Below are 19,741 nucleotides of genomic sequence, written 5' to 3'. Positions count from 1 at the left end.
CGATTAGGAAAGGGTGCTGAGCAGGCGGTTGAGCTCCTCTGGTTTGACGGATTTTGAGCGGGCTTCTTCTAGGCTGATCTCTCCGTGCATGACAAGCTCGCTGAGTGCTTTTTCCATGGTCTGCATGCTCAGTTGAGCCCCGGTCTGAATCTGGGAGTAAACCTGCGCCGTTTTTCCCTCCCGAATCAGATTGGCGATGGCTGGGGTGTTGATCATGATTTCTTGCGCCATCACTCGGCCCCAGGAGTGCTGGTCAGGATTCAATCGCTTGCACAGAGTCTGAGCAAAGATGGCAGCAAGACTGCCGCTGAGCTGCGCGCGGACCTGAGTCTGCTGGTTGGCGGGAAACACATCCACCATCCGATCGACTGTTTGAGCGGCGGAGCTCGTATGCAGGGTGGCAAAAACCAGATGGCCGGTTTCTGCGGCCGTGATCGCCAGCTGGATCGTTTCCAGGTCGCGCATCTCACCAACCAGAATCACATCAGGGTCTTCTCGCAGAGCGGCACGTAGGGCGTTGCTGAAGCTCTTGGTGTCGTCGTTCAGCTGGCGCTGATGCACCAGGCTGAGATTGTTTCGATAGGTAAACTCAATTGGATCTTCAATCGTGATCACATGCAAGGCCTTGGTGCGATTGATGTGATCCAGGAGGCTGGCCAGGGTGGTGCTTTTGCCGGATCCGGTAGGTCCCGTCACAAGCACGAGCCCTGAGGGCCTGTCCGTAATGTCCACAACCACCTCGGGCAGGCGGAGGTCCTCAGGGGTGGGTATCTTGCTGCTGAGTGCTCGTAGGCAGGCCGCGTAGGTGCCACGTTGGCTGTAGACATTCACACGAAAACGGGCCAGACCTCGTAGCGCATAGGAGCAATCAAGTTCCCAGGTTTGCTCCAGATGTTTCCTCTGGGCATTGTTCAGGATCGAGAAGATCAGCCGGTTGCACGTTTCTTCCGTGAGAATTTCTTCATGCATCGGTCGCAGTTCGCCGTTGAACCGTCCATAGGGACGTTGTCCGGCGGCCAGGTGCAAGTCGCTGCCGCGTGCTTCCACCAGCTCGCGCATGAAATCTTCAATCACGAGTTCCATGGGCTTCGCGGCGTTGAGCAAGCTTCGTGACGTTGCGCAATTCTGCACGGCTTGAGGGAGAGCATCAAGGGTCAGGCCCTCTCTGTCAGGCAGTAGGGGCATTCCAGCCATTCATCCTTGAGCCCGGCCCCGCAGCCGCTGCAGCTCAAGGTGGTGAGGGCTCTGGCACGGCGTTCCGATTCAAGCTCCGTGTCGGTGAGCAGCATGCGCTCCACCTCCTCCAGTGTGGTGTGCCCCTCCCGCACCAGATCCAGGCCGTAGCCGAGCAGGGTTTTCATCCCAGCTTCCAGGGCCAGCTTGCGGATCACATCGGTGCTCGCCCCCTGTGCCACAGCTGAAGCGATGGTTTCATTGAACTGGAGCACCTCGTAAACGCCGATGCGGCCTTTGTAGCCCCTTCCCTGGCAGGTGCTGCAGACGTGGGTGGCATCAGGTTCAGGCCGAAAGGCTTTGTAGAAAGTGACCTTTGTATCAGGGCTGGATAGGAGGCCAAAGTGGCCGAGCTCTTCAGGGCCGGGGTGATAGCCCACCCGGCACTTCGTGCAAACGTGCCGCAGCAAACGCTGCGACACGATTCCCAACAGGGAGGCACTGATCAGAAAGGGCTCCACGCCCATTTCGTTGAGGCGGGCGATCGCACTGGGGGCATCGTTGCAATGGAGGGTGGTGAGCACGAGGTGTCCGGTCAAGGCGGCCTCAATCGCAGTCTTGGCCGTTTCTCCGTCGCGGGTTTCACCTACCAGCAGAACGTCGGGGTCCTGCCGCATGAAGGCCCGCAGGGCATTGCTGAAGTCGTAGCCCTTGTCGCGGTTCACCTGGGTCTGGGTGATGCCCTTGAGCATGTATTCAATCGGGTCTTCAACTGTGGAGATGTTGATGCCCGGGACGTTACGCTCCGACAGCAGGGAGTAAAGCGTGGTGGATTTGCCGGATCCGGTTGGTCCGGTCACCAGGATCATCCCGAAGGGGCGTGACCCCAGCGTGCGCACCAGATTGAGGATCGCTGGAGAGCTGATCAGCTTGTCAAGACCAAGCTTTGTGGCGGAGCTGTCCAGCAGCCGCATCACCACCTTTTCACCCCAGCGGCTGGGCAGGGTGCTTACTCTCAGTTCAATTGTCCGCCCGTTATAAACCCGTCGAATGCGGCCGTCCTGCGGCATCCTCCGTTCGGAGATGTCCAGATCGGCCATGATCTTCAGCCGTGAGGTGATTGCAGGGATGAGGCTTCTTGGCAGGAGTTCCAGAGGTTGCAGCACGCCGTCCTGGCGGAAGCGGATCTGCAGGCCCTCTTCCTGAGGTTCAACGTGCACATCGCTGGAGTCACTGTCGATCGCCTTGATCAGAATCCGATTCACAAGACTCACCACCGGCGAAGCACTCGAGGCGGCAATGCCCTCATCAAGATTCATATAGGCATCGTCTTCGGCTGGCGCTTCGTCGAGCTGCCGTTCGAGGCTCAGGTTCTCCAGCAAAGAGACCCGCTCCACACGGGCCTCCTGCTGCGTCTCTTCGGGGTTCGGCAAGGAATCACCTGAGCCGTCACCATCACGAGCGACAGCAGCATCCAGCTCCTCAAGCCTCGCCTTGAGCACAACCTCGATTTCGCCCTTTAGAGCAAGACGCAAATCGGGTTCCAATCCGTCGCCAGCGATCGTCTCCATCAGCTCGTGACGCTGGTCCGATCCCCAGAAGGTGGGCACGGCCAACACGAGCCGGTTCCCGATGCGCCGAATCGGCAAGCTCGCCAAGCCGCGCCACCTCTCACTGCCGATCGAAGGGCAGGCCTCAAACGCTTTTGGATCCGCCTGCTCCAGCTCCTGCGGACGGAGCACACGTTCCCCAAGCAACAACTCCACCTCCAAGCGCTGCTGGGTGGGTGTGATGGCATCCGGCACCGGACGGGTTGCCGAAAGGGTCATGGCAGGACGCGGCTCTAGGGGGAAATGCCTATGTGGGGCTGAGATTTCACGCACCCAAGGCCCCCTTTCTAGACCAGATTCCCGCTGAAGGGCTGCTTGTTTGCCGCGATCATGGCGCACCTGGTGAGTGACGGATGCCGAGGTGCGGGCTTCCGCCGCTTGTGGGAGGCACGCGTCACCCTCCAACATGTTGGTGTCAGATCTGCGATCCAGCCGGCATGAGTGGCGAAGCCTCTTCCTTCTCCCAGGATTCTGAGGCCCCTGCGGAGGCACCTCAAGCGGCCTCCACGGAGGCCAATGTCGAGGGTCTTGCCAGCGAGGCGAATGAATTGATCACGCAGCTCGAAGCCTCCGCGGCCTCGGCCGACGCCTCCGCCCAGGCCGATGCCATCGGTTCGGAGGCCGGTGGTCCCGAGCAGCGGATTCAGGAACTGGAGGCGACGCTCAGCAGCCTCCAGGCCGAGCACGAGGGCGTGCGCAGCCAATACATGCGCATCGCCGCCGACTTCGATAACTTCCGCAAGCGCCAGAGCCGCGATCAGGACGAGCTGCGCCTGAAGATCACCTGCTCCACGCTCGCGGAGATCCTGCCGGTGGTCGACAATTTCGACCGGGCGCGCCAGCAGCTGGACCCCCAGAACCCCGAAGCCCAGGACGTGCATCGCAGCTACCAGGGGCTCTACAAACAGCTGGTCGATGTGTTCAAGAATCTGGGCGTCTCGCCGATGCGCGTGGAGGGAGAGCCGTTCGACCCCAACCTGCACGAAGCCGTGCTGCGGGAGCCCAGCGACGAGGTGATGGAGGACGTGGTGATCGCCGAACTGCAGCGCGGTTACCAGCTGGAAGGCCGGGTGATCCGTCATGCTCTCGTGAAGGTGTCGATGGGCCCCGGTCCTGCCGGTGGGCCCAACGCCGCCAACGCCCCGCACGGGGACACTGAACCCATGGCCGGCGCGGATCCGAGTTGATGGCCGATTACTACGACCTTCTGGGTGTCAGCCGTGATGCCGACGCCGACACCCTCAAACGTTCCTACCGCCGGCTGGCGCGGCAGTTCCACCCGGACATCAACAAGGATCCCGGCGCCGAGGAGCGCTTCAAGGAGATCGGGCGCGCCTATGAGGTTCTGAGCGACCCCCAGACCCGCGCTCGCTACGACCAGTTTGGTGAAGCGGGTGTGTCCGGCGCCAGCGGCGGCCCCGACATGACGGATATGGGCGGCTTCGCCGACCTGTTCGAGACCTTCTTCAGCGGTTTCGGGGGGGCCGGCGGTGCCAGTGGCCCACGCCGCCGTGGCCCGCGCCAAGGCGATGATCTGCGCCTTGATCTCACGATCGGTTTCAGCGAGGCCGTGTTCGGGCAGGAGCGCGATGTCCAGATCCGCCACCTGGAAACCTGCGCCACCTGCGAGGGCAGCGGCGCCAAACGGGGCAGCGGGCCCACCACCTGCGGCACCTGCTCCGGATCCGGCCAGGTGCGCCGTGCCACCCGCACCCCATTCGGCAGTTTCACGCAGGTGGCGCCATGCCCCACCTGCGAAGGCACCGGCCAGGTGATCGCCGATCCCTGCGGCGATTGTGGCGGCCAGGGGGTGCAGCAGGTGCGCAAGAAGCTGCGCATCACCATTCCAGCCGGCGTCGATTCAGGCACCCGGCTACGGGTGACGGGCGAGGGCAACGCGGGCCAGCGGGGCGGTCCGGCCGGTGACCTTTACGTCTACCTGTTCGTTCAGGCCCACGACCACCTGCGCCGTGAAGGCATCCACATCCAATCGGATGTCACGATCAGCTATCTCCAGGCGATCCTCGGCGACAAGATCGAAGTCGACACCGTTGATGGTCCGGAAACCCTGGAGATTCCTGCTGGCACCCAGCCCGGTGCCACGCTCACGCTCAACAACAAAGGGGTGCCGCGGCTGGGGAATCCCGTGGCCAGGGGGAACCATCACGTCACCGTGAAGGTGCATATTCCCACCAAGCTCTCCAGCCACGAGCGGGAGTTGCTCGATCAGCTCGCCGGTCACCATTCCGGCAAGGAACACCCGCACAAGAGCGGTCTTTTCGGGGGACTGTTCGGGTGAGGGCCGCCGCCTGCCCATCACCATGAAGCCCGCTGATGCCTCCACTGCTCCCGCGCCGGCCCAGTGCCTTGACCTGCGCGGCACACCTTGCCCCGTCAATTTCGTGCGCACGAGGCTGGCGCTTGAAAAGCTGCCGCCCGGTGCCTGGCTTCAGGTCGATCTTGACGCAGGCGCCCCTGAGTTACTGGTGAGCGAGGGCATTCGCGAAGAGGGGCATGAGGTGCTGAGCATGAAGCCCACCGATGGCGCCGGGGCGCGTCTGCTGATCTGCCGCGACGGGGCCTGAGCGTGGAGCAGGAGCCGGTCACCGGCCGGGTCGTGGCTCTGCAGGCCAATTTCTGCAGGGTTTGGCTCGATCGGGCCGGCCCTGACCATCAGCTCGAACTGCTGTGCGTGCGGCGCACCCGGCTGGGCAAGAGCGGCCAGCAGGTCCATGTCGGGGATCAGGTGAGCCTCGATGGAATCGACTGGGCCGCCGGTCGCGCTGCGGTGAGCCGCCTGTTTCCTCGCGGCAGCCGGCTGGAGCGGCCCGCCGTGGCCAACTGCAGCCGGTTGCTGGTGGTGGTGGCGCTGGCGCAGCCGGAGCCGGATCCCGTCCAGATCACCCGCTTTCTCCTGGCGGCAGAGGCCACCGACCTGCAGGTGGAGCTGGTGCTCAGCAAGGTTGACCTGGTGCCCCGCCCCGTCCTGGAGGCGTGGCTGGTTCGCCTGAAGGGCTGGGGGTATGACCCGATCGGCCTGAGCGTGGCCACAGGTGAGGGGCTCGAGCTGTTGCGGCAGCGGCTGGTGACACCGGGTATCACCGTGCTGTGCGGCCCTTCCGGCGTGGGCAAGAGCAGCCTGCTGAACGCCCTGATTCCAGCGCTTCAGCTGCGGGTGGCTGCAGTGTCGGGGCGGTTGCAGCGTGGCCGCCATACAACGCGGCACGTGGAGCTGTTCGCGCTGGGATCCGAGGCCCTGCTCGCCGATACGCCGGGATTCAACCGGCCGGATCTGCCGCTCGATCCCATCCGGCTGGCCGCGTTGTTTCCTGAAATGCGAGAGGCGCTGCGCTCGGGTGCGTGCCGGTACCGCAACTGCTTGCACCGCGGCGATCCCGGTTGCTGCGTCGGCACCGACTGGGACCGTTACCCCCACTACCTGCAGGCCTTGGAGGAGTTGTTGGCGGCCGGTGGCTCAGGGCCAGCACGCCGTACGCAGGAGCCGGATGTTCAGGCACAGCGGACCGAGGTGCGGCTGGATCGCCGGCAGCGCCAGCCCTCTCGCCGCCGGCTGCGGCAGAGCCAGCAGGAAGGGCTCAGCCCCCCATCCCCGTCAGATTGAGCCCACCGGTGAGCTCTTCCATCCGCTCCTTCATGGTCGCGGTGGATTTTTCGTAGGCGGCCCGCAGCGCTTCGAGGGCGGCGGCTTCGGTGGCTTCGGCGCCGCAGGCCACAAGTTCGGGAGCCAGCCTGACCCGCAGGGGCTGTTGATTGCCCGAGAGCCACACGCTGGCGCGGCCGTCCTCACTGGTGCCCTCCAACTCCATGGCATCCAGTTCGTCCTGCAGTTTCTGGGCGTCCTGCTGGATCTGCTGCGCCTTGCGGAACGCTTCGGTGAGCTGGCCGAAGTTGGGAAGACCGAAGCCTGCCATGGGGACGATGTCGTGGGGCCACAGCGTACGTGGGCCGCCACGGTCGTTCAGCAGCACCACTGGAACGGCTTGCCCCCCGCCGACACCCTGTTCAATCGGACATCGTTGCCCGATCGAAGCTGCCCAGACGCTTCACTTCCGGGTGGAGCTCCAGGCCATGGGCCTGACGCACCCGCTCCTGCACCCGTTCGATCAGGCGGTTGATCTGCGCGGCGGTGGCCTCCCCCGTGTTGACGATGAAGTTGGCGTGCATGGGCGACACCATGGCGCCGCCCACCGTGCATCCCTTGAGGCCGAGTTCCTCGATCAGCCGGCCGGCCTTGAGCGGTTCCGGGTTGCGGAACACGCTTCCGCAGCTGGGCAGGTGGTAAGGCTGCGTTCCGGTGCGGCTCTGCAGATTGGCGCTTGTGCGCCGGTCGATCGCACGCGGATCATGGCCGGCGCTCAGCTGGAACCGGGCTGAGAGCACCAGCAGCGGCTCCTCCTGCAGGCGGCTGTGGCGGTAGGCGAACTCCAGGCTCGACGCCGGCAGGATGAAGGGAACGCTGCCCGGATCAGGCGCCACCACGGTGACGTCGCGCAGCACTTCTGCCGTGCAGCCTCCCTGTGCACCGGCGTTCATCGCCACAGCACCCCCCACGGTGCCCGGGATGCCCACGGCCCATTCCAGCCCGCTCAGGCCCGCCCGGGCCGCCCGGCGCGCCAGGGTGGGAATCGGCTCTCCCGCTCTGGCTTCCACCAGGCCCGTGCTGGCGTCCAGCTGGCTGCCCTGGAGGCGGCGTGAGCAGAGGGTCAGGCCCGCCAGGCCGCTGTCGCTGATCAGCAGATTGGAGCCCGCGCCGATCAGGCGCCAGGGCAGACCGCGCTCCCAGGCCCAGCGGGCCATGGCGTGCAGCTCTTCCTCACTGGAGGGTTCCCCGAACCATTCGGCGGGGCCGCCCACCTTCCAGGTGGTGTGAGCGGCGAGCGGCAGCTGGGCGCTCAGGTTGGCCGGTGGTTCGCCGCCCGCCATCCCTCAGGCAGCCAGGGGTGTGACGACAGCGGCGCCGGGCAGGGCCTTGAGCCGGTCCCACAGCCCGTTGACGTCCCCGGCCCCCATCGCCAGCACCAGGTCACCGTCCAGGCTCAGCGTCGCCACGTCCTGGGCAAGGTGCTGCATGTCGGCTGCCACACGCACCTCAAGGGAGGGGTGCAGCGCGGCGATGCGCTCCGCCAGCGATCCGCTCGACACCCCAGGGAGTGGCGCTTCGCCGGCGGCATACAAGGGCGCCAGCAGCACAGCATCGGCCTGGCCGAGGGCCTGGGCAAACGCTTCGCCGAATTCCGCCGTGCGGCTGTAGCGATGGGGCTGGAACACCGCCACCACCCGCCGCGGCACCGCCGGCAGCGGGCTGCGGCCGGTGCTCACCATCAGCCGCGCCATGGTCAGGGTGGCATTCACTTCGCTGGGATGGTGGGCGTAGTCGTCGACCACCAGACGCCCCTGCCAGCTGCCGCGGAAATCGAAGCGGCGGCCGGGGGCGCTCAGGGAGGGAATGGCCTGGCTGAGCGCTTCGAACGGCACCCCTTCCAGCCGGCAGGCGGCCAGGGCGCCGGTGGCGTTGCTGAGGTTGTGACGCCCGGGCAGCGGCAGCCTGAACTGCCCCACCTCTGTGCCCTGCTCGTAGAACGCGGCCAGGGTGCCGTCCCCCTCTTCTGCCACTGCGATGGAGGCGAAGTCGGCTCCGTCCGCGCTCTCGATCGACCAGCAGGCACTGGGCTGGAAATGCTGGTGCAGCACCGGGCAGTCCCGGTTGGTCAGCAGCCGGCCGCAGCCGGAGGCGAATTGCTGCAGGGTGCCGATCAGGGCCTCCAGGTCGGCGTAATGGTCGGTGTGGTCGAGTTCGAGGTTGGTGATCACCCCCAGGCTGGGCCGAAACTTGACGAGCGAACCGTCGGATTCGTCGGCTTCCGCCACCAGCAGCCTGCCGTTGCCCACCCGGGCGTTGCTGCCGAAGCCTGGAACGATGCCGCCGATCACGGCCGTGGGGTCGTTCGCGGTGGCGGCCAGCAGGGTGGCGACCATGGTGCTGGTGGTGGTCTTGCCGTGGCTGCCGGCGATCGCGATCGCGTCCTGGCTGTTGATCAGGGCCGCCAGCACATCGGAGCGGTGCACCACCGACAGACCCACGCGGCGGGCTTCGACCAGCTCGGGATTGCTCTGGGGAACGGCGGAGCTCACCACGATCTGCGGATCGGCCGCGGCTGTGGTGCGGATCGCCTCGATGGTGGCGGCGCTCTGCTCCTGAAACACCCGCACACCCCGGCGGCGCAGGGCCTGCAGCACGCTGTTGTCGCGGGGGTCGGAGCCGCTGACGGAAAAGCCCCGCTCCACCAGGATCTCGGCCAGGGCGGACATGCCGATCCCGCCGACACCGATGAAGTGCAAAGGCTGCCCGCGATCGACCAGCAGTCCCAACGGCGTCTCCAGGATGAACCGAAACTTAAGCGGCAGGATCCCCGCTTGTCCCTGCTGAGACACCTTGTGGCACCCGGCATGGCTTCCGTGGGGGCAGGGGCGCCATTTCTGTATGATCGGCAGCCAAAACCTCCCTTGTTAGCGGGTTTGCCCGCTGTTGCCATGGCTTTGCGTGTTGCGATCAATGGATTTGGCCGGATTGGTCGCAACTTCATGCGTTGCTGGCTGAGCCGCGGCGAGAACACCGGCATCGAAATTGTCGGCCTCAACGACACCTCCGATCCGCGCACTAACGCACACCTGCTTCAGTACGACTCCATGCTCGGAAAGATCCGGGACGCCAAGGTGAGCCACACCGATGACGCCCTGATCGTCAATGGACGCACCATCAAGTGCTTCTCTGACCGCAACCCCCTGAACCTTCCTTGGAAGGAATGGGGTGTGGATCTGGTGATCGAAGCCACCGGCGTGTTCATCGACAAGGAAGGGGCAGGAAAGCACATTCAGGCCGGTGCCCGCAAAGTGCTGATCACCGCTCCCGGGAAAGGTGATGGCATCGGCACCTTCGTGGTGGGTGTGAACGCCGATCAATACACCCATGACGGCTTCGACATCATCAGCAATGCCAGTTGCACCACCAACTGCATGGCGCCGATCGTCAAGGTGCTCGATCAGGCCTTCGGCATCGTCAAAGGCACGATGACCACCACCCACAGCTACACCGGTGACCAGCGCATCCTCGATGCCAGCCACCGTGATCTGCGCCGGGCCCGCGCTGCTGCCATCAACATCGTTCCTACCTCCACTGGCGCTGCCAAGGCTGTGGCTCTGGTGTATCCCCCGATGAAAGGAAAGCTCAACGGCATCGCCCTGCGGGTGCCCACCCCGAACGTGTCGGTGGTCGACCTGGTGCTGGAGGTGAGCCGCGGAACAACCCGCGAAGAAGTGAATGCGGTGCTTGAGGAATCGTCACGGAACGGCATGAAGGGAATCATCAAGTATTCCGATCTGCCGCTGGTGTCCTCTGACCATGCCGGCACTGATGAATCCACGATCGTGGACGCTGACCTCACCCTGGTGATGGGCGACAACATGGTGAAGGTGATCTCCTGGTACGACAACGAGTGGGGCTACAGCCAACGCGTTGTTGATCTGGCCGAAGTGGTGGCCCGCAACTGGGTCTGATCCTCCCGTTCCTCGTTCGCCCGGATCGCCCTCTTCCGAATCGGGCCGTATTGCCAACTGAATCGGGTCTTCCTGCACGGCCTCTCCTGAGGGGGGGGGCGCAGGGAGGCCCTTTTTTGTGGGGCCGCCGCCACGCTGGTTTGCCCGGCCACGTGCTCCGGCACGCTTCAGCCGAAGTGCCGGAACCCGGCTGGGCCCTGCAGTGGCTCCTCTGTTCCCTGCCAGAGCAGCCGTCCCGTGCCGGCCACCAGCCGGCCGAGGCAGTGCACCCCCGGCAGGCAGGCTTGCAGGCGCTGGGCCCACCGCTCCGGCAGGGCCAGCACCAGCTCGAAATCTTCTCCGCCGCCGAGGCACCAGTCGGTGGCCTCCCGCAACGGCGCCATGGCCGGATCGATCGGCAGGGCTGAGCGATCCAGCAGCGCATCACAGCCGCTGGTGCCGGCGATGGCAGTGAGTGCCGCCGCAAGCCCATCGCTGCTATCGGTGCCGCCCACCCGCCAGGGATCCCCGGGGGGCTGGCTTTGCTCCATAGCCGCCACCACATCAAGACGCGCCTGAGGGCGCCGGTGTGCTGCGATCGCCCGCTGCCGCAGGTCTTCAGGCAGGTCGGTGGCGGCGATGCTGCCGGTGATGAGCCCGTGCAGCGGCTGCTCCAGCAGCAGCGCCAGGCCTAGGCGGCTGAGCCCGTGGAGACCACTGCACACCAGCACGTCACCGGCACGGCCGTCCTGCCGCCGGATCGGCCCCTGCGGCCCCAGCCGGCCCAGGGCCGTCACCGCCAGCAGGCGCTCGCTGCCGCTGCTGCAGTCGCCCCCGAGCAGCGGCGCGCCGGTGGTGGCCAGCGCCGCGGTCAGGCCGCCGTACACCCCTTCCACCCAGGCCCAGGGGGTGCGGGGTGGGGCCACCAGGCCCACGGTGAGCCCCACCACCTCACGGCAGCCCATGGCGGCCAGATCCGACAGGTTGGCGGCGGCGGCACGCCAGCCCAGATCGCCAGGGCCCATGGTGGCGTCGTTGAAGTGCACCCCCTCCACCAGCACATCGGTATTGACCACCAGCACCCCGCCAGCGCGCTCCTCGATCAGGGCGGCATCGTCATCGAACTGGCCCGGCGGCGCGAAGGCCCGCAGACGCTCGAGCAGTCGCCATTCGCCCAGATCGCCGAGCGTGGGCGTGGAGCCCTCGCCGCAGGCGGCCGGTGGCTCAGGCATGGGGCCGCAGGTTCTCGGCCCCCTCCAGCACCGTGGCCTTGACGATGCCGTCATCGGCGGTGAGTTCTTCGAGCACATCAAAGCCGTCGGTGACGTAGCCGAAGGCGGCATAGCGCCCATCGATCAGGTTCAGCCCAGCGGGGGTCAGCTCGGCTTCGAACAGGAAGAGGAAGAACTGGGAGGAGCCGTCGTCGAGGGCTTCATCGGAATGGGCCCAGCCCAGGGTGCCCTTGGTGGCGAAGGGCAGGGTCGGGGTGGCCTTGAACAGGCCCAGGTCCTCGAAGGTCTGGTTGTAGAAGGGGGCCGCTTCGCCGGGTACCTTGATCTCCAGGGGCACCGGGCGGTTGTGCTGTGTCCTGGGATCCACGAAGCCGTCGGCGGGACCGGCGGGATCGCCGGTCTGGAGCACATAGAAGTCTTCGGCCCGGATGAAGGGCAGAGCGTCATAGAAGCCCCGCTGCACAAGATCCACGAAGGCCCCCGCGGTGATCGGCGCGTTGTAGCCATCCACCACGGCAGTGAGATCGCCCTTGGTGGTGGTGAGTCTCACGGTGGCCCGGCCCAGCAGCCGCGGCAGGTCGTCGAAGGCGGCAGGAATGGTGAACGGGAACGGACCCACCAGCTCGGCCTCGGCGGCGCCGATCCGGCTGAGTGCCTCGCGGCGGGCATCCAGGAAGGCCTCCCGGTCCTGGCGCTCAGCTGCTGTCGCCATGTCCTGGAGGGATCCTTGCAACTGTTCGAGCAGGGCTTCCGCTTTGTCGCGGTCCGCCGGGTCGAAGCTGTCGAGCAGACCCACACGACGGGTACCCAGCAGCGACTGGGAGCGGCGCACCACATTGGTCAGGGCGCTCCAGCGCTTGGCGCGCAGGTCGTCGCTGGTGCTTTCGAGCCGGTGCTGGAGATCCTGCAGATCGGTGGCTTCGATCGGCAGCGCATCCCGCAGCAGGGCAGCGGGATCGGTGACGGCATTGCCTGGGGGTAGGGCTGCAGCGACAGGTCGGGGCGCCGTCAGCCCCGTCGCTGCGCAAAGCACCACGGCCAGGAGCAGGGCCCACAAACCACCGACCCGGGTCCTCCGCATCTGTCCGTCTGCCGTTTTCCGGACTTTGGCACAGCCGGCCGGTCCCGTTCCATCCGGCGCGGTCGCTGCAGCCGCACGGCGGGGAGGGGCCGAAGGGCAGCCGTACAATCCCGCTGACCCGTTCCCTCGGAATGATCTCCAGCAACGACTTTCGTACAGGCACCACGATCGAGCTGGATGGTCAGGTCTGGAGGGTCGTCGAGTTTCTGCATGTAAAGCCCGGTAAGGGTTCCGCGTTCGTGCGCACCAAGCTCAAAGGTGTGCAGAGCGGCAGCGTGGTGGAGAAAACCTTCCGCGCCGGCGAAACCGTTCCTCAGGCCCTGCTGGAGAAGTCCACCCTTCAGCACACCTACATGGAAGGCGACGACTACGTGTTTATGGACATGGGCAGCTACGAGGAAACCCGCCTTACCGCCAACCAGATCGGCGATGGGCGCAAGTACCTCAAGGAGGGCATGGAGGTCAATGTGGTGTCGTGGAATGGTTCCCCACTTGAGGTGGAGCTGCCCAACTCCGTGGTGCTGGAAGTCACCCAGACCGACCCCGGCGTCAAGGGTGACACCGCTACCGGCGGTACCAAGCCGGCGATCGTGGAAACGGGCGCCCAGGTGATGGTGCCGCTGTTCATCTCGATCGGTGAAAAGATCAAGATCGATACCCGCACCGACAGCTACCTGGGTCGGGAGTCCTGAAGCGCCATGCAACTCGACAACAACCAGCTCCACGCCCTGCTCACCTTCCTTGAAGGCAGCGACATCCAGGAGTTGAAGCTGGAGGGGGAGGATTTTCGTCTTGAGGTGCGCCGCAACCTGCCGGCCCCCAACCCCGTTCCTGCGCCTGCCGCCTACGCCCCGGTGGCGATGGCAGCCCCCGCGCAGGCTGCGCCAGCCCCAGTCGCCCCCCAGCCCTCCAGCGCGCCGCCTGCCGCCGCCGCCCTGCGGGCCGATCTGGTGGAGGTCACCGCACCGATGGTGGGCACCTTCTACCGGGCAGCTTCACCGGGAGATCCCCCCTTCGTGGAGCTCGGCAGTGTCATTTCGGTCGGCCAGACCGTCTGCATTCTCGAAGCGATGAAGCTGATGAATGAGCTGGAGGCGGAAATGACCGGCCAGGTGGTGGAAATCCTGGTGGAGAACGGCACCCCGGTGGAGTTCGGCCAGGTGCTGATGCGCGTCAAGCCCGGCTGATCCGCGCTGGTGTCCAGCAGCCCCGCTCCCTACCCGCGCGGCTGCCGATCAGCCCAGGTCCCAGGCGGCGGTGAGCGCCGCCACCATGCTGTCGGCGCGGGCGATGCCAAGTCCGGCGATATCGAAGGCGGTGCCGTGATCGGGGGAGGTGCGTAGGAAGGGCAGCCCCAGGGTCACATTCACGGCCGCATCGAAGGCGAGCAGCTTCACCGGAATCAGGCCCTGATCGTGATACAGAGCCAGATAGCCGTCCGATCCCTCACCGTCACCACGCCAGGCGGCGGCGGCACCCAGCCAGCAGGTGTCGGGCGGCACCGGCCCCACCAGCTCCACGTCCGGATGGCGTCGCCGCCAGCGGTCCAGTGCAGGCACCAGCCACTCGACCTCCTCCTTCCCGAGCTGGCCTGCTTCGCCGGCATGGGGGTTCAGGCCCGCCACTGACAGCCGCGGATAGGGCTTGAACCGCTGGCAGAAAGCCAGCAGAACGTCGAGCTTGCGCTCCACCAGCGCCCCATCGAGACAGCGCGGCATGGCCGCCAGCGGGATGTGCGTGGTGGCCAGCAGCGTGTTCAGACGCCAGGCGGTCAGGGGGGAGCGGGCTGTGAACAGCATCGAGGCCTCCACGCCGCCGGCCAGTTCCGCCAGCCGTTCGGTCTGGCCGGGGTAGTGATGGCCCGCTGCATGCCAGGCGTGCTTCGCGATCGGCGCTGTGGTGATGGCGCGGCAGCGGCCGCTCGTCACCAGCGCTGTGGCGGCGGTGAGCCAGGCGAAGCTGGCGGCACCACTGGCCGCTGAACCCTGGCCGGGCTGTGGCGCTACCTCCAGCGGCAGGTCCAGCACCTCCAGGCCGCCGGGGTCGGCCAGGGGAACGCTGCTCAGCGGCTCCAGGCGCCGGTGGGTGTCTTCCAGCCAGCGGCGGCAACCCACCAGCACCACCTCCGCTTGCCGATCGCCGAGCAGGGCCAGAGCCTTGAGAGCCACTTCCGCGCCGATGCCAGCCGGGTCACCGAGGGAGACGGCAATGGCAGCGGGCTTAGTCTCGCGCTGATGGGAGAGTGACGACATGTTTCGGTGGTTTCTGATCGGATTGGCGGTGGTCGGAACAGCCGTCGGTCTGGAGCGGGGCTGGGTCACCGTGGATGGCTGCCGCTTCATGCAGGACACGAAGCTCCCCACCCTCAAGAGCCTTCAACCGGATGCGGCCGGAGTCTGCCCCGAGCCCGGCGCTGACGCCTCCCCCGCCGACAGCCAAAGCATCGAACGGGTGTTCACCCGCCGCTGAACGGGCCCGGCGGAGTCGGCCGGAGACCTGGGCTCATGCGGCCTGATCGCCGTTGCCGCGCGCGGCCGTCCGGCGCTCTTCGGCGAGGGCCTCGCGAAAACCCTCGCGGTAGCTGGGGTAGCGCAGGGTGTAGCCCAGGTCATGGCAGAGCCGATGGTTGCTGGCGCGGCGATTTTCCACCCAGAAGCTGAGTGCCATCGGGCTCATGCCACCGCAGATGTCCTCAAACCGCTCCACGGCCGGCAGTTTGCAGTTGAGCAGATGGGCGGCGTAGCCCAGGCTTTCCGTTGAGGGGCAGGGGCGGTCGTCGGAGAGGTTGACGATCCGCGGGCGCCGCTGGGGCGGCAGGCCGATGCAGTGGATCAGCGCTCCCACGATGTCATCGACATGGACGCGGCTGAACACCTGACCCGGCTTGTGCACGAGCCTGCTGGTGCCCTGCAGCAGGTTCTGGAAGGGGCAGCGACCGGGCCCGTAGATCGCCGGCAGGCGAAAGATCTGCACCGGCAGGCCACTGCAATCCCACGCCTGCTCACAGGCCAGCCGGGCGCGACTGCGCGACGCCCCTGGCGCGGGAGGAGTGGTCTCGTCCACCCAGCGACCGCCATGGTCGCCGTAGACGCCGGTGGTGGAGAGGTAGCCGATCCACTGCAGCGGCAGCTGGGCCAGCAGCGGGGCCAGATGTTCGAGCACCGGATCCTTTCCCTGCCCGTCGGGCGGGATCGTCACCAGCACATGGGTGATGCCGTCGAGCGCCTCGGCATCGGGCAACGCGCCGTTGTCGGGGTCAAAGCTCAGCCAGCGCAGCGGCAGCGCGCTGCCAGCGGATCCCCAGGGGGTGAGCGCCTCCGGCTGGGCCGGCTGGCGGCGGGAGGTGACCGCTACCGGCAGCGCGTGTTCGGTGAGGGCCTGGGCGAACCGCAGTCCGCTGTAGCCACCGCCCAGCACCAGCACGCTGGCCGGCCGGCCATTGACATCACCGACCGTCATGAGTACACCTGTATCACATTCATGGCTTTCGTTGATGACCGCCTCCTCTCTCTCTAGCTCCCGCAGGGTGCCCGCCGGCCCCTTCGTGGCCCGGAGTCAGCGCCCCGCCGCGCTTCCCTCTGCCCGCGCGGCCACCTGGAACACCGCTCTGGCCTGGGCTCCGGCCGTGCTCGCCCTCAGCCTGGTGCTGGTCGTCTCCTTGCTCGCCCCGGAAGCCCCGGAGCGGGAAGAGGGGATCTGCGTCCGCCACAACGGCCCGGTGGCCTGCCGGGTCTGGTGAACCGGCGAGGCGCGCTCAGGCCGCCTGAAAGGCCCAGTCCGTCCCCGCTGGAGTGGCTCCGGCATGGAGCGGCGGGCTGGAGCTGGGCTCCGGGTTGGCCCACTGGAGCAGCCGCACCGCCAGGCGTAGATCCCCATCCATCCAGGCACGGATCGCCATGGCCCGCCGCGGGTCGTAGAAGCGCTGACGCCGGTACCAATCGAAGGGATCGGCATCGCTTTTGTGGCCGTTGCAGGCCAGGCAGGCCGGCACGCAGTTTGCTGTCACGCTCAGGCCACCACGGCAGCGGGGCATCAGATGATCAATGGATTCGGAGCGATTGCCGCAGTAAATACAACGATTGTCAGTGTGTTTGTGGAGAGATTGACGCCAGCGCCTGACGCGAAGTTTGGGGCAGAGATCTTCAAGGAACACCGCATCTCTCGCGTGCATCCTGATGGCTCAGTTGCGGAGAGTTTGCCCCCACCTCAACAGATGTCAATGTGTCGAGGATTGCTTTTTTCAGCCTTCAGCGCCAACGGTTGCCCGTCGCCCCGATTCGACTAAATTTGCCTTCGGCCCGCTTGCAGCGCCCCCGTCGCCAGCCGCTCTCCCGCCGTCAGCAGCTCTCCCTCGGTCAGCCGCTCCCTCGGACCCCGCACGGTTTCCGCCGCCACCTGTCTGCTGCGTCTCGGCCCATCGGGACAGATCGAGGTGGTCTCCCCCTTTGATCCCGTCACTCAGGCCCAGTTGCGCGCCGTGCGGCCCCGGGGCCAGTGGCAGGCGCGGCGTGGTTGCTGGGCCTTTCCGCTCGAGGCCTCGCTGGCCTTGCGCCAGCTGCTTGGCCAGCGCTTTCGGATCGATCCGGAGCTGGCGCAGTGGATGGAATGGCTGGAGCAGCCCCTGCCGCCCCTGCCGCCTCACCGCACCCTCGTGGCCCAGGCCGCCCTGGATCAGCCTCTGGCCGATGGGCGCCGTCTGTTCGCCCATCAGCGGCTGGCGGCGCGTTGGCTGCTGGCTCGTCGCGGTGCCCTGCTGGCCCACGCCATGGGCCTGGGCAAGACGCTCACGGCGTTGGTGGCGGCCCGGGCCATGGTCCGGGCGGCGGATTGCCGCATCGCCGTGGTGGCTCCAACCGCCCTCCATCCCCACTGGCGGCAGGAGGGCCTCTCCCTCGCCCTTGATCTGGAGCTGATCAGCTGGGCGGCCCTGCCGCGCTCGTTGCCGCCGGCCGCCACGGTGTTGATCGTGGATGAGGCCCATTTCGCCCAGAACATCCAGGCGGCGCGCACCCAGGCCCTGCTGCGGCTGGCCAGACATCCGCGGCTGCGGGCGATCTGGTTGCTCACCGGCACCCCGATGAAGAACGGCCGCCCGGTTCAGCTGTTTCCGCTGCTGGCGGCAATCGGCCATCCCCTCGCCCAAGACCGGCATGCCTACGAGGAGCGGTTCTGTCAGGGGCACTGGAGCGAACGGGGTGGACGGCGCCAGTGGCAGGCAGTCGGAGCCGAGCGGCTCGATGAACTCCAGCGGCTGACAAGGCCGCTCGTGCTCCACCGCCGCAAGCAGGATTGCCTCGATCTGCCTCCAAAGTGCCGCCGCATGCTCCCGGTGGCGCTCGGGGAGTCCCAGGCGATGGCGTTCGAGCAGGAACTGGCCGCCAGGCTGGACGACTACCGCTGCCGGGCCGCCAGGGGCGAGGTGCGCCGCGACGCCGAGCCCCTCGCCATGCTCACCGCCCTGCGCCGGATCGGTGCCCAGCACAAGCTGCCTGCCGCCATCCAGCTGGTGGAGGCCCTTCTGCGCCAGGGGGAGGCCGTGGTGCTGTTCACCGCCTTCGTGGCCAGTGCCGAACAGCTGCAGGCCCGCCTGGGTGGCGCGCTGCTCACGGGTCGGCTGAAGGCGTTGGAGCGCCAGGCACAGGTGGATCGCTTCCAGGCCGGGGCGACGCCCTGCCTGGTGGCCACTTTCGGGGCTGGTGGCTTGGGCTTCACGCTGCACAGGGCCGCCCATGTGGTGCTGTTGGAGCGCCCCTGGACGCCGGGGGACGCGGAGCAGGCGGAGGACCGCTGCCACCGCATCGGCATGGCCGGACCGCTCACCAGCCATTGGCTGCAGCTGGGCGTGGCCGATCAGCTCGTGGACGGGATCATCGCCAGCAAGGCCGAGCGCATCACGCTGCTGCTGGAAGGCCGTCAGACGGCTCTGCGGCGCCAGGCGCTGCCGGCGATGGTGCGGCAGCTGATCGAGCGCTGGTGATCACGGCGCAGTCCTCGGTTTCCAGTGATGGCTGCCCCGTGCCCCGCGAGCCGTGCCCAACGACCGTGATTCGTCAGCGTGGGGCGGGTCAGCACCGCCCTGATCAGGTGCCAGGCAGCGGTGCCTTCTCCTGGCAGCCCTCCAGCCGGATGCGGATGTCGATGGTCAGCTGGGAGTCCTCCGCTTGGTTGCCCTGTTGCCGCAGCAGCTGGGCGGCCCGTTCGATGTCCCGGCAGGCGGCCTCCTGATCGCCCCCCAGGCTGTGCAGCACGGAGCGCTCGCTCAAGGGGCGGGGATCGGTGGGGAAGGCCTGCACCGATGCGTCACAGCGCTGCAGCGCCGCCGGCAATTCCGCCAGTTTCACCTCGCGCAGGCAGTCGTCGTTGGCTGGCGCGTCGCCCAGCTCCGGCGGCGGAGCCGCCGCACAGCCGATCAACGCCAAGCCGGCCAGGGCGACCGTGGTGAGCAGGCGGATCCCCTGCAGCCGGTTCCTGCTCAAGTGCAGTGCAACACCTTCAATTGTTGTAGCGCTCCTCGCGGGTCATGCCCCCCTGGATCGGTACCGGCCCGCTGGAGGTGACGGCAGGAGCCGCAGGGGCAGGGTTCTCGCTGCCGAACAGCGCCCCCAGGTACTGGCCGCAATCGGGGAAGGCGTCCGGGTTGTTGACCACCGCCTCGGTGATCATCACGGCGCCGTGCTGCGGAGATGTCTTGAACAGGCTCGCGGATTGCCGCCGGATCAGGGCATAGGCCGCCGTCCAGCTCACCTCGTGGTTGTTGCCCGCCTTGCGCATGAAGCAGTACACCTGCGCGCCCTTGCTGCCTTGATCGGCAGGCAGCGCTGTGGTGGCCTGGCTCAAGGCGGGCTGTGGGATCGCCCCGGCCGTCAGCAGGGAACCAGCCAGCGTGAACAGACCTGCTGTGAGGGCGGTGCGGATGCGGCGAAAGGAGCTGGCTCGCAGAGCACCGGCTGGAGCAAGGCCGGACTCGGCGGCGCTGGTTTGCAGAGTGCCGGCCCGAACAATGTCTTGGCGAACAGTGTCGTGGTGAACAGTGGCGCGGCGAACAGTGGGGTGCTGCATGGAAGGGTGGAGGCGGGCCCGAGGCTGCTGGG

The 19,741-nt window shown here is 66.9% G+C and carries 22 protein-coding genes; 10 read left to right on the top strand and 12 right to left on the bottom strand.

Annotated features, from left to right (window positions below):
- Window positions 1-3: 3 nt before the first annotated feature.
- Together CJZ80_RS06065 and CJZ80_RS06060 are read right to left on the bottom strand one after the other, a co-directional pair.
- The gene (locus tag CJZ80_RS06065) at window positions 4-1,083 is read right to left on the bottom strand and encodes a type IV pilus twitching motility protein PilT (protein ID WP_094511187.1); all 1,080 of its coding nucleotides are present in this window, start codon (window positions 1,081-1,083) and stop codon (window positions 4-6) included.
- Window positions 1,084-1,154: 71 nt separating this feature from the next.
- Entirely contained in the window at window positions 1,155-3,002 is a 1,848-nt protein-coding gene (locus CJZ80_RS06060; protein WP_094511186.1) for a GspE/PulE family protein, read from the bottom strand.
- A 218-nt stretch (window positions 3,003-3,220) separates the two neighbouring features.
- Between CJZ80_RS06060 and grpE the strand changes: the two genes are divergently transcribed.
- From grpE to rsgA, 4 genes are read left to right on the top strand one after another with little or no spacing between them, the layout of a single operon-like run.
- Window positions 3,221-3,970, top strand: coding sequence for a nucleotide exchange factor GrpE (gene grpE, locus CJZ80_RS06055; RefSeq protein ID WP_094511185.1), 750 nt, complete (start codon window positions 3,221-3,223; stop codon window positions 3,968-3,970).
- Window positions 3,970-5,082, top strand: coding sequence for a molecular chaperone DnaJ (gene dnaJ, locus CJZ80_RS06050; RefSeq protein WP_094511184.1), 1,113 nt, complete (start codon window positions 3,970-3,972; stop codon window positions 5,080-5,082). Before grpE ends, dnaJ begins: the two co-directional genes overlap by 1 nt.
- A 22-nt stretch (window positions 5,083-5,104) precedes the next feature.
- Window positions 5,105-5,368 (top strand): sulfurtransferase TusA family protein, encoded by a 264-nt coding sequence (locus CJZ80_RS06045; RefSeq protein ID WP_094511183.1) that lies wholly within the window; start codon window positions 5,105-5,107, stop codon window positions 5,366-5,368.
- 2 nt (window positions 5,369-5,370) lie between these two features.
- Window positions 5,371-6,405 carry a ribosome small subunit-dependent GTPase A gene (rsgA, locus tag CJZ80_RS06040; RefSeq protein ID WP_233132861.1) on the top strand — a complete coding sequence of 345 codons (1,035 nt, stop codon included), beginning with the start codon at window positions 5,371-5,373 and terminating at the stop codon, window positions 6,403-6,405.
- On the opposite strand, the gene CJZ80_RS06035 is transcribed toward rsgA, so the two are convergent.
- The 3 genes from CJZ80_RS06035 to murC form a co-directional block, all read right to left on the bottom strand.
- On the bottom strand, window positions 6,380-6,715 hold the full coding sequence (locus tag CJZ80_RS06035; RefSeq protein WP_094511181.1) for a YbaB/EbfC family nucleoid-associated protein: 336 nt from the start codon (window positions 6,713-6,715) through the stop codon (window positions 6,380-6,382). The two genes, rsgA and CJZ80_RS06035, sit on opposite strands and share 26 nt — an antisense overlap.
- Window positions 6,716-6,806: 91 nt before the next feature.
- Window positions 6,807-7,727, bottom strand: a complete 921-nt coding sequence (gene murB / locus CJZ80_RS06030) for a UDP-N-acetylmuramate dehydrogenase (protein WP_094511180.1) — start codon at window positions 7,725-7,727, stop codon at window positions 6,807-6,809.
- Between the two features lie 3 nt (window positions 7,728-7,730).
- On the bottom strand, window positions 7,731-9,173 hold the full coding sequence (gene murC, locus CJZ80_RS06025; RefSeq protein WP_094511179.1) for a UDP-N-acetylmuramate--L-alanine ligase: 1,443 nt from the start codon (window positions 9,171-9,173) through the stop codon (window positions 7,731-7,733).
- 162 nt (window positions 9,174-9,335) lie between these two features.
- Between murC and CJZ80_RS06020 the strand changes: the two genes are divergently transcribed.
- A complete protein-coding gene (locus CJZ80_RS06020; RefSeq protein WP_094511178.1) occupies window positions 9,336-10,358 on the top strand; it encodes a type I glyceraldehyde-3-phosphate dehydrogenase in 1,023 nt (340 codons plus the stop codon).
- Window positions 10,359-10,525: 167 nt separating this feature from the next.
- On the opposite strand, the gene thiL is transcribed toward CJZ80_RS06020, so the two are convergent.
- Together thiL and CJZ80_RS06010 are read right to left on the bottom strand one after the other, a co-directional pair.
- The gene (gene thiL / locus CJZ80_RS06015) at window positions 10,526-11,569 is read right to left on the bottom strand and encodes a thiamine-phosphate kinase (RefSeq protein ID WP_094511177.1); all 1,044 of its coding nucleotides are present in this window, start codon (window positions 11,567-11,569) and stop codon (window positions 10,526-10,528) included.
- Window positions 11,562-12,650 carry a peptidylprolyl isomerase gene (locus CJZ80_RS06010; RefSeq protein ID WP_094511176.1) on the bottom strand — a complete coding sequence of 363 codons (1,089 nt, stop codon included), beginning with the start codon at window positions 12,648-12,650 and terminating at the stop codon, window positions 11,562-11,564. Before CJZ80_RS06010 ends, thiL begins: the two co-directional genes overlap by 8 nt.
- A gap of 131 nt (window positions 12,651-12,781) precedes the next feature.
- On the opposite strand from CJZ80_RS06010, the gene efp reads away from it, so the two are divergent.
- Window positions 12,782-13,342 (top strand): elongation factor P, encoded by a 561-nt coding sequence (gene efp, locus CJZ80_RS06005; RefSeq protein WP_094511175.1) that lies wholly within the window; start codon window positions 12,782-12,784, stop codon window positions 13,340-13,342.
- Window positions 13,343-13,348: 6 nt separating this feature from the next.
- On the top strand, window positions 13,349-13,837 hold the full coding sequence (gene accB / locus CJZ80_RS06000; protein ID WP_094511174.1) for an acetyl-CoA carboxylase biotin carboxyl carrier protein: 489 nt from the start codon (window positions 13,349-13,351) through the stop codon (window positions 13,835-13,837).
- 48 nt (window positions 13,838-13,885) lie between these two features.
- Here the strand turns inward: accB and pdxA are convergent, their stop codons facing one another.
- Complete coding sequence (gene pdxA, locus CJZ80_RS05995; RefSeq protein WP_094511173.1) at window positions 13,886-14,902, bottom strand: 4-hydroxythreonine-4-phosphate dehydrogenase PdxA; 1,017 nt, start codon at window positions 14,900-14,902, stop codon at window positions 13,886-13,888.
- Here pdxA and CJZ80_RS05990 point away from each other — a divergent pair.
- Complete coding sequence (locus tag CJZ80_RS05990) at window positions 14,901-15,119, top strand: hypothetical protein (RefSeq protein ID WP_094511172.1); 219 nt, start codon at window positions 14,901-14,903, stop codon at window positions 15,117-15,119. The genes pdxA and CJZ80_RS05990 overlap by 2 nt on opposite strands.
- A 33-nt stretch (window positions 15,120-15,152) precedes the next feature.
- On the opposite strand, the gene CJZ80_RS05985 is transcribed toward CJZ80_RS05990, so the two are convergent.
- Window positions 15,153-16,109 (bottom strand): SDR family oxidoreductase, encoded by a 957-nt coding sequence (locus CJZ80_RS05985; RefSeq protein ID WP_094511171.1) that lies wholly within the window; start codon window positions 16,107-16,109, stop codon window positions 15,153-15,155.
- Window positions 16,110-16,143: 34 nt separating this feature from the next.
- Here CJZ80_RS05985 and CJZ80_RS05980 point away from each other — a divergent pair, with 34 nt between their 5' ends.
- The gene (locus CJZ80_RS05980; RefSeq protein ID WP_144036948.1) at window positions 16,144-16,389 is read left to right on the top strand and encodes a serine protease inhibitor; all 246 of its coding nucleotides are present in this window, start codon (window positions 16,144-16,146) and stop codon (window positions 16,387-16,389) included.
- A gap of 15 nt (window positions 16,390-16,404) precedes the next feature.
- Here CJZ80_RS05980 and CJZ80_RS05975 read toward each other — a convergent pair whose 3' ends face one another.
- Window positions 16,405-16,821 (bottom strand): HNH endonuclease, encoded by a 417-nt coding sequence (locus CJZ80_RS05975; protein ID WP_094511169.1) that lies wholly within the window; start codon window positions 16,819-16,821, stop codon window positions 16,405-16,407.
- 261 nt (window positions 16,822-17,082) lie between these two features.
- Here CJZ80_RS05975 and CJZ80_RS05970 point away from each other — a divergent pair, with 261 nt between their 5' ends.
- Window positions 17,083-18,627, top strand: coding sequence for a DEAD/DEAH box helicase (locus tag CJZ80_RS05970; protein ID WP_233132860.1), 1,545 nt, complete (start codon window positions 17,083-17,085; stop codon window positions 18,625-18,627).
- Window positions 18,628-18,730: 103 nt separating this feature from the next.
- On the opposite strand, the gene CJZ80_RS05965 is transcribed toward CJZ80_RS05970, so the two are convergent.
- Both CJZ80_RS05965 and CJZ80_RS15915 read right to left on the bottom strand, forming a co-directional pair.
- Window positions 18,731-19,126 (bottom strand): hypothetical protein, encoded by a 396-nt coding sequence (locus CJZ80_RS05965; RefSeq protein WP_094511167.1) that lies wholly within the window; start codon window positions 19,124-19,126, stop codon window positions 18,731-18,733.
- A gap of 16 nt (window positions 19,127-19,142) precedes the next feature.
- Complete coding sequence (locus tag CJZ80_RS15915; protein WP_369802998.1) at window positions 19,143-19,709, bottom strand: DUF6554 family protein; 567 nt, start codon at window positions 19,707-19,709, stop codon at window positions 19,143-19,145.
- Between the last annotated feature and the right edge of the window lie 32 nt (window positions 19,710-19,741).

Source organism: Synechococcus sp. MW101C3 (assembly GCF_002252635.1).
Lineage (GTDB): Bacteria > Cyanobacteriota > Cyanobacteriia > PCC-6307 > Cyanobiaceae > MW101C3.
Note: the sequence above shows the minus strand (reverse complement) of the source record. Positions and strands in the feature narration are given on the sequence as shown.

Excerpts from the sequence above, each read along its gene's own strand:
- CJZ80_RS06065 (WP_094511187.1), bottom strand. The coding sequence starts at position 1,083 with ATGGAACTCGTGATTGAAGATTTCATGCGCGAGCTGGTGGAAGCACGC.
- CJZ80_RS15915 (WP_369802998.1), bottom strand. The coding sequence starts at position 19,709 with ATGCAGCACCCCACTGTTCGCCGCGCCACTGTTCACCACGACACTGTT.
- CJZ80_RS06020 (WP_094511178.1), top strand. The coding sequence starts at position 9,336 with ATGGCTTTGCGTGTTGCGATCAATGGATTTGGCCGGATTGGTCGCAAC.
- CJZ80_RS06060 (WP_094511186.1), bottom strand. The coding sequence starts at position 3,002 with ATGACCCTTTCGGCAACCCGTCCGGTGCCGGATGCCATCACACCCACC.
- dnaJ (WP_094511184.1), top strand. The coding sequence starts at position 3,970 with ATGGCCGATTACTACGACCTTCTGGGTGTCAGCCGTGATGCCGACGCC.
- CJZ80_RS06010 (WP_094511176.1), bottom strand. The coding sequence starts at position 12,650 with ATGCGGAGGACCCGGGTCGGTGGTTTGTGGGCCCTGCTCCTGGCCGTG.
- CJZ80_RS05990 (WP_094511172.1), top strand. The coding sequence starts at position 14,901 with ATGTTTCGGTGGTTTCTGATCGGATTGGCGGTGGTCGGAACAGCCGTC.
- grpE (WP_094511185.1), top strand. The coding sequence starts at position 3,221 with ATGAGTGGCGAAGCCTCTTCCTTCTCCCAGGATTCTGAGGCCCCTGCG.
- CJZ80_RS06035 (WP_094511181.1), bottom strand. The coding sequence starts at position 6,715 with ATGGCAGGCTTCGGTCTTCCCAACTTCGGCCAGCTCACCGAAGCGTTC.
- CJZ80_RS05980 (WP_144036948.1), top strand. The coding sequence starts at position 16,144 with ATGACCGCCTCCTCTCTCTCTAGCTCCCGCAGGGTGCCCGCCGGCCCC.
- accB (WP_094511174.1), top strand. The coding sequence starts at position 13,349 with ATGCAACTCGACAACAACCAGCTCCACGCCCTGCTCACCTTCCTTGAA.
- efp (WP_094511175.1), top strand. The coding sequence starts at position 12,782 with ATGATCTCCAGCAACGACTTTCGTACAGGCACCACGATCGAGCTGGAT.
- CJZ80_RS06045 (WP_094511183.1), top strand. The coding sequence starts at position 5,105 with ATGAAGCCCGCTGATGCCTCCACTGCTCCCGCGCCGGCCCAGTGCCTT.
- CJZ80_RS05975 (WP_094511169.1), bottom strand. The coding sequence starts at position 16,821 with ATGCACGCGAGAGATGCGGTGTTCCTTGAAGATCTCTGCCCCAAACTT.
- thiL (WP_094511177.1), bottom strand. The coding sequence starts at position 11,569 with ATGCCTGAGCCACCGGCCGCCTGCGGCGAGGGCTCCACGCCCACGCTC.
- murB (WP_094511180.1), bottom strand. The coding sequence starts at position 7,727 with ATGGCGGGCGGCGAACCACCGGCCAACCTGAGCGCCCAGCTGCCGCTC.
- pdxA (WP_094511173.1), bottom strand. The coding sequence starts at position 14,902 with ATGTCGTCACTCTCCCATCAGCGCGAGACTAAGCCCGCTGCCATTGCC.
- CJZ80_RS05985 (WP_094511171.1), bottom strand. The coding sequence starts at position 16,109 with ATGACGGTCGGTGATGTCAATGGCCGGCCGGCCAGCGTGCTGGTGCTG.